Here is a 6,625-nt window from a genome sequence, read left to right on the forward strand (position 1 = left end):
CGGTCTGCGCCGAGTCGCCCGACACGTCGCCGGCCGTCTCGCCCGGTGTCTTCTCCCGCGCCGTTTCCCGCGCGGGTGCGGGCGCGGGCGCCGGAACCTCCGGGACCGGCTGCGCGGCGGGCAGGACCCGCCCCGCCGGCGTACCGGCGGGCGCCAGCGTCTCCAGTACGTCCACCGGCACCAGGACCACGGCCCGGACGCCGCCGTACGGGGAGGGCCCGAGGTCGACCTGGAAGCCGTGCCGTTCGGCGAAGCGGCCCACGACCGCGAGGCCGGTCTGCGGAATCTCGCCCACGTCGCCGACGCCGAGGAGCCGCCGGCCCGAGACGATCTCGCGCGCCTCGGCGAGCCGGTACTCGTCCAGGCCCAGGCCGCCGTCGTCCACCTCGATGACCGCGCCGCGCTGCACCGTACGCACCGTCACGGGCACGCCCGTCTTCGGCGGCGAGTACTCCGTGGCGTTGGCGAGGAGTTCGGCCATGAGGTGGATCAGCGGTTCCACCACGGAGGGGGTGACGCCCACGTCGGGGTCACCGCTGACCTCGACGCGCTTGAAGGCGACGATGCGTCCGGACGCGGCGCGGACGACGTCCACCAGCGCGAGCGGTCGCTGCCACTGCTGGCCGGGCCACTCACCGCAGAGCACCTTGAGGCTCTGCGCGTGCCGGGCCTGTTGGGTCGCCGCGTGGTCCACCAGCATGGTGGTCTCCAGCAGGTCCGCGTCGCCCGGATAACGGTCGGCCAGACCGGTCACGGTCGCCTGGATCCGGTGCGCCGACGTCTGCACCCGGCTCGCCAGCTCGACCAGCGAAAGCCGCTGCGACTCCTCGCGGTCGTCGGCCGCCTCGGTGACGGCGACCAGCAGCCGGTCGAACCACTCGGCGACACCGGCGCCCAACTCGTCGGCCCGGTGCTGCGGTTGTGGGACATCGGTGCGGGAGAGCGCGGCGGGCAGGCGCTTCTTGACGATGAACTCGACTTCCGAGCACACCAGTTCGCCGCGGTTCTGCACATAGCTGTGCCAGTGCGCCTCGCGGCTGCCCGACTCGGCGCGTACCCGCTCGACCTCGGTCCGCCGTACGGCCGCCTCCGACGCGGCGTCACGGTGCGCTCTGCGAAGCGACTCCATGGCCACGAGGACCAGCAGGGCGGCCGCGCCGTACGCCACCGCCGCCCCGATGTGCACTCCGGCCAGAGGCACCGCACCCGCGGCGAAGGTGAGAAGCGCCAGGAGCTGCGCGACCGGCCACAGGACCCGTCTCCCGCGGGCTTGCGGCGGAGATGCGGGGGCGGTGGGGGATCGGACCATGGCAAACCTTCGAGTTGGCTGAAGTCGATGTCCGGCGGTGAGTCGTCCGCGGCGGTTCGTGGGGGGGGCTTATGCGGATGGCTCGTCAACTACCCCCGTGCCAGACATTGTTGGGTGATCGTATATCCGATCGGCATACAGGGCGGTCACTTCCCGGACACGGGCGGTGACGTGCCCGTTCCGTACCGCGCCCCCCTCGGCGGAGCCCGTACGGACCGCCGGTACGGGGCCACCGGCTACTGCGCGAAACGCGGCAGCCACTTCGCCTGGTAGTCGGCGTGCCCCGCGTGCTCGGCCGCCATCTGCCGGACGACGAAGCCCAGCCCCACGGCGCGGCCCGAGGGGAAGTCGTGCTCGGGGCGGTCGACGTCCAGGTGCGCGACCTCCGCGTACTCGCCCAGGAGAACTCTGCTCGTCTCGATACGGCGCAGCGTGCGGGCCGGGTCCTGGAGGGCGATGTGGCGGTCGTAGCCCTGCGTCCGCACGCTGAACGAGATCCCTCCCGAGCGGTCGTGGACCTCACCCGGCGCCTCGGGCGGGCACCGCCAGCGCTCCCCGCCGGCCGCCCGCGCGACCTGCTCCTCCTCGTCCAGGCGTGCCCGAACAAAGGCCAGCATGTTCGTGTTGTCTGCTTTCACGTTTCCGGATCCCTCGCCGTGCTGCTTCTCTCGTAACGGTCCTCGTCGTCCAACAGAGGATGCCGCACGGAGGTAGCGGTCGGCACCCGCCCTGTTCGGGGCGTCGGCCGGTTCGGCGACCGCGTACCGGTGCGGAAGGCGGATCCGGGGGTCGCTCCCCCGCTCAGCGCGTGCTGAGCCAGTGCGGATCGGGGACCACGGTGAGGACTGCGGAGAGCAGCACCACGGCCGCGAGGACGGCCAGTTCGACGCGGGCCGCCAGGTGCGCGTCGCGGCCGCGCAGGAGACGTCGGCGCGCCGCCAGGGCGAGGGCGCTCGCCATCGCGACGAGGACGACCTTGGCGATCAGGACGCGGCCGTACGCCGACGTCAGCACCACGTCGGCGGGCAGCCTGCGCAGCGTGGACAGTGTGCCGGTGGCGGCCAGCACGACCAGCAGCCAGACGGCGCCGCGCGCGTAGCGGGTCAGTACGGCGCGGGCGTCCGCCGGGGCGGCGCGCCGCAGCCACATGGTGCGCAGGACGTGGCAGAGGCCGCCGGCCCACAGGGACGCGGCGGTCAGATGGACGACGGTGAGGGCGGTGCCCAACTCCGGTGTGTACGGCTCCGGGTGGGCGCGCAGCGCCTCCGCGAGGATCACTCCGGCGAGCGCGACCGGCGCCCAGCGCGGGCGGCCGATGCCGACGCATCCGGCGGCGAGCAGGAAGCAGTTGGCCATGACGAGCAGCAGGCCGCCCTCGCGGGTGCCGTACGTCGCCGCGATGTCGAGGTCGCTGACCACCGCGAGGACCACGATCTGCCCGGCGGACGCCGCGGCTCCGGCGAGCGCGGCGGGGAGCGCGAGGGAGCGGGGCAGCGGGCCGACGCGGGCGAGTGCGGCGCCGGCCAGTTCACCGAGGTGCAGCGCGAGCGCGGCGAAGACCGCGGCGCGCAGGAGGGAGGTGGTGCCGGCGGCGGGTATGCGCAGCTCGCCGGTGCCGCGCGAGGCGAGGCCCGCGCCGTACAGCACGACGAGCAGCGCCAGTACGGCGCCGCCGACGGCCGTGGCCCGTGTCGGCACCCTCGCCCTCCTCCCTCCCGGCGGGTCCACGCGGTGTGTCCGGTCCGCCCTCAACCGCCGGACGAGTTGCTCGGGCCCACCGGCCGCGCGAGCGGATGCACCGTCGCGGCCGCACGCCCCGGGCGGTGTCCGCGAAGTGGCGCCGTCCGCCCGCAGGCCGGGCGGACTTCGCGGACACGTCCTAGCCCTTCGCGCGGGACGCCAGGAATTCCTCGAAGGTGAGGAGCCCGTCGCTGTTGGAGTCGTGGGCGTTGATCACGGCCTGGGCGACGGTCTCCGTCACATGGAAGTCGCCGAGCTGCGCCATCGCGCTCTTGTACTCCGACGCCGTGATCAGCCCGTCGCTGTTCGCGTCGAAACGGTCGAACGCCTTGCGCGCCTCTTCGTTGTCCGCCACTGCTTCCGCCCCTTCTTGTGCCCAACTGACAGGAGTCAGATTATCGGCACGCCGGAGCCTCCTCGGCGGCAGCCCGGCGAAGCCCTCGGGGCCGGAGCGGGGCCGGAGGCGCGCCGGATCAGTCCGGAGCGGGGCCGGCTCAGGGATGGCGGTCGGAGACCCGCATCTCGAACCATGTCGTCTTGCCGCGCGGCAGCAGATCCACGCCCCACCGGTCGGAGAGCTTGTCCACCAGGAACAGCCCGCGTCCGCTGGTGTCCATCTCGCGTACCGGCAGCAGGCACGGCAGGCCGCGGGAGGGGTCCCTGACCTCGATGCGGATCCAGCCGCGGCGGCGCAGCATCCGCAGGCCGAAGACGCGCGCGCCGGTGTGCCGTACGGCGTTGCCGACGAGTTCGGAGACGAGCAGCACCGCGTGCTCGGCCATCTGCGGGGGCAGCGCCCACTGCCGCAGCACGACGATGTGGGTGAGCCGGCGTGCCGCGAGCGCGGACTCGGGGCGGGAGGCCAGGCGGACTTCCCCCTCGGTCGGGTTGCCGAACAGTTCGAGCACTCCGCGCGCCTGTTCGTCCTCGACGGCCGGAGTCAATCGCGTAGCGGTGCCGTCGCCGCCGTGCCGCGGTTGTTCCACACCCTCAAGGCCCGCCATGCGTCCATCATGGCTGCCCAGGCGGGCTCTCGGGGGCGTTCCGGGGGAATCCGCACCCCCGAACGGCCCACCCCCGCAGACCGGTTTGGCATATGACCATGGCAGGAAGCCGTCTCTGTTACCCATCCTGATCTGCGATAACACGTCACACACGGGTGATCACCTGACGTGATCGACAGCTCCGCCTTAACCTTGCCTTAAGGCGGAGCCGAGCGGGGCACGAGGTTGACGCACCCGCTTCCGTTGTCCAACCGGCTTACGTTCAGAGGAACTTGGCCTTGCCCGGCCCCTCCTCCACGAAGCTGCGCATGCCGCGCTCGCGATCCTCGGTGGCGAACAGGCCCGCGAACCAGTTGCGTTCGAGCGCGAGACCCGTCTCCAGATCCGTCTCCAGGCCGGCGTCCACGGTCTCCTTGGCCGCCCGCAGCGCGAGCGCGGGCCCCCGGGCGAGCCGCGCGGCCCACGCGTGCGCCTGCTCGTACACCTCGTCCGCCGGTACGACGCGGTCCACGAGCCCCAGCGTGAGCGCCTCGGGCGCCTTCACCTGACGGCCGGTGAAGATGAGGTCCTTGGCCTTGGAGGGGCCGATCAGCCGGGCGAGGCGCTGGGTGCCGCCCGCGCCCGGGATCAGGCCGAGCAGGATCTCGGGCTGGCCGAACTTCGCGTTGTCGGCGGCGATCCGGAAGTCGGCGCACAGCGCCAACTCGCAGCCGCCGCCCAGCGCGTAGCCGGTGACGGCGGCCACCACGGGCTTGGGGATCCGCGCCACGGCCGTGAACGACTCCTGGAGCGCCCGGGAGCGTACGACCATCGCCGCGTGGTCCATGTCGCGCATCTCCTTGATGTCCGCGCCGGCGGCGAACACCTTCTCGCCGCCGTAGAGGACCACGGCCCTGATGTCGTCGCGGCGGCCGGCCTCCTCGGCGAGTTCGCGGAGGCGGTCCTGGATCGCGATGTTCAGCGCGTTCATGGGCGGGCGGTCGAGCCTGATGGTGCCGACGCCGCCGGAGACTTCGAGATTCACAGATGACATACCAAGGAGGTTAGGTCCTGGTACACGGAAGGGCCCGGCGCACCTGGTCGGGGTGCGCCGGGCCCTCGGATCCCGCCGGGGACTACTTCGTCCACTCGGCCCAGGACATGTTCCAGCCGTTGAGGCCGTTGTCCGGGGCGATCTTCTTGTCGTTGGAGTTCTTCACGATCACCACGTCGCCGATGATCGACTGGTCGTAGAACCACGCGGACGGCATGTTCTTGTCGTAGCCGCCCCGGACGTCGCGCAGTCCGACGCACCCGTGGCTGACGTTGGCCGAGCCGAACGTCCCCGCCGACGCCCAGTAGTTGCCGTGGATGAAGGTGCCCGACGTGGACAGCCGCATCGCGTGCGGCACGTCCTTGATGTCGTACTCACCGCCGAAGCCCACCGTGGCGCCGTTCATCCGCGTCACCTTGTGCTTCTCGCTGATCACCATCTGGCCGTTGTACGTCGTGGTCGACGGCGCGCCGGCCGTGATGTTGATCTTCTTGATCTGCTTGCCGTCCTTGACGACCTTCATCGTCTTGGCCTTGGCGTCCACCGTGGAGACCATGGAGCGGCCGATGGTGAACCGCACCTTCTTGGTCTGCTCGCCGTACACCCCGGGCCGTCCCTCGACACCGTCGAGGTTGAGCTCCACGGTCACCTTCGTGCCCGCGGCCCAGTACTTCTCGGGGCGGAAGTCGAGCCGGTCGTTGCCGAACCAGTGGCCCTCGACGGGGACCGACGGCTCGGCCGTCACCTTGACGGCCTTCTCCACGGCCTCGGGGTCGGTGATCCCCCGCGTGAAGTTGAGCGAGACCGGCATGCCGACACCGACCGTCGAGCCGTCCTCGGGCGTGTAGTGACCGATGAAGGTGTTCTTCGGTACGAGGGTGGTGAAGGTGGTGTCCTTCGCCGACACCCGGCCCTCGGAGTCCTTGGCTATCGCGTGGACCGTGTACTTGGTGGCACCGGCCAGATGCCGGGCCGGCTCCCAGGCCGTGCCGCCGGCGGCTATCTTCCCGTCGACCGCGTTGCCCTTGCCGTCCTCGACGGTGACGGTCGTCAACTTGCCCTTGCTGGCGCTTATCTTGAGCGCGCCGCTCGTCGCGACCGACTTCGCGCCGTCCTTGGGAGCGACCGTCACGACGGCCTGCGAGGCGGCGTTCTCGACCTTCCCGCTGCCCTTGTCGCCCTTCCCGTCACCGCCCGCGTCGGAACCGCCGCCTCCGCCGCACGCCGTCACGAACAGCAACAGGCTTCCCAGCGCGAACGCCGCCGGTCCTCTGCCCCGTCCACGGCCGGCTTTCGCCGATGCCCCCGATATCGGCTGCCCGTTCAATGGTCGTCTCCCCTCACACGGCCGGGTCCCACCACGGCCTCGGAGCCGGGTGCGAACGACGCACGACCGGGCTCCACACCCCCGCGCGCTTTGCTCGCGCGCACGGCGCTAGACAATCACACCGCGAGCCGTCCCGGACTCCCCGGGATTGTCACTGTTCCGTTCCAACGTCTCCCGGAATCAGGGACGGTCACGCAGGTGGGGGCGGGGGT

7 protein-coding genes are annotated in these 6,625 nt (G+C 71.6%); all 7 read right to left on the reverse strand.

Annotation, left to right across the window (positions count from 1 at the left end):
- Positions 1-1,201 (reverse strand): ATP-binding protein (locus tag P3L51_RS34275; protein ID WP_435594586.1); only part of this gene is annotated, 1,201 nt, incomplete at its 3' end.
- Positions 1,202-1,545: 344 nt separating this feature from the next.
- A complete protein-coding gene (locus P3L51_RS34280) occupies positions 1,546-1,926 on the reverse strand; it encodes a DUF6221 family protein (RefSeq protein ID WP_354609271.1) in 381 nt (126 codons plus the stop codon).
- Positions 1,927-2,110: 184 nt separating this feature from the next.
- Positions 2,111-3,061, reverse strand: coding sequence for a CopD family protein (locus P3L51_RS34285; RefSeq protein WP_435594587.1), 951 nt, complete (start codon positions 3,059-3,061; stop codon positions 2,111-2,113).
- Positions 3,062-3,188: 127 nt separating this feature from the next.
- A complete protein-coding gene (locus P3L51_RS34290; RefSeq protein WP_354609268.1) occupies positions 3,189-3,404 on the reverse strand; it encodes an EF-hand domain-containing protein in 216 nt (71 codons plus the stop codon).
- 139 nt (positions 3,405-3,543) lie between these two features.
- A complete protein-coding gene (locus P3L51_RS34295; RefSeq protein WP_435594588.1) occupies positions 3,544-4,053 on the reverse strand; it encodes an ATP-binding protein in 510 nt (169 codons plus the stop codon).
- A 262-nt stretch (positions 4,054-4,315) separates the two neighbouring features.
- Positions 4,316-5,086 carry an enoyl-CoA hydratase/isomerase family protein gene (locus P3L51_RS34300; protein ID WP_354609269.1) on the reverse strand — a complete coding sequence of 257 codons (771 nt, stop codon included), beginning with the start codon at positions 5,084-5,086 and terminating at the stop codon, positions 4,316-4,318.
- Positions 5,087-5,168: 82 nt separating this feature from the next.
- Positions 5,169-6,413: a L,D-transpeptidase gene (locus P3L51_RS34305; protein WP_354609270.1), complete on the reverse strand. Its 1,245-nt coding sequence runs from the start codon at positions 6,411-6,413 to the stop codon at positions 5,169-5,171.
- Between the last annotated feature and the right edge of the window lie 212 nt (positions 6,414-6,625).

The organism is Streptomyces panacea (assembly GCF_040560175.1).
Taxonomy (GTDB): domain Bacteria; phylum Actinomycetota; class Actinomycetes; order Streptomycetales; family Streptomycetaceae; genus Streptomyces; species Streptomyces panacea.

Coding starts and splice junctions, on each gene's coding strand:
- P3L51_RS34280 (WP_354609271.1), bottom strand. CDS start 1,926: ATGCTGGCCTTTGTTCGGGCACGCCTGGACGAGGAGGAGCAGGTCGCG.
- P3L51_RS34300 (WP_354609269.1), bottom strand. CDS start 5,086: ATGTCATCTGTGAATCTCGAAGTCTCCGGCGGCGTCGGCACCATCAGG.
- P3L51_RS34295 (WP_435594588.1), bottom strand. CDS start 4,053: ATGGCGGGCCTTGAGGGTGTGGAACAACCGCGGCACGGCGGCGACGGC.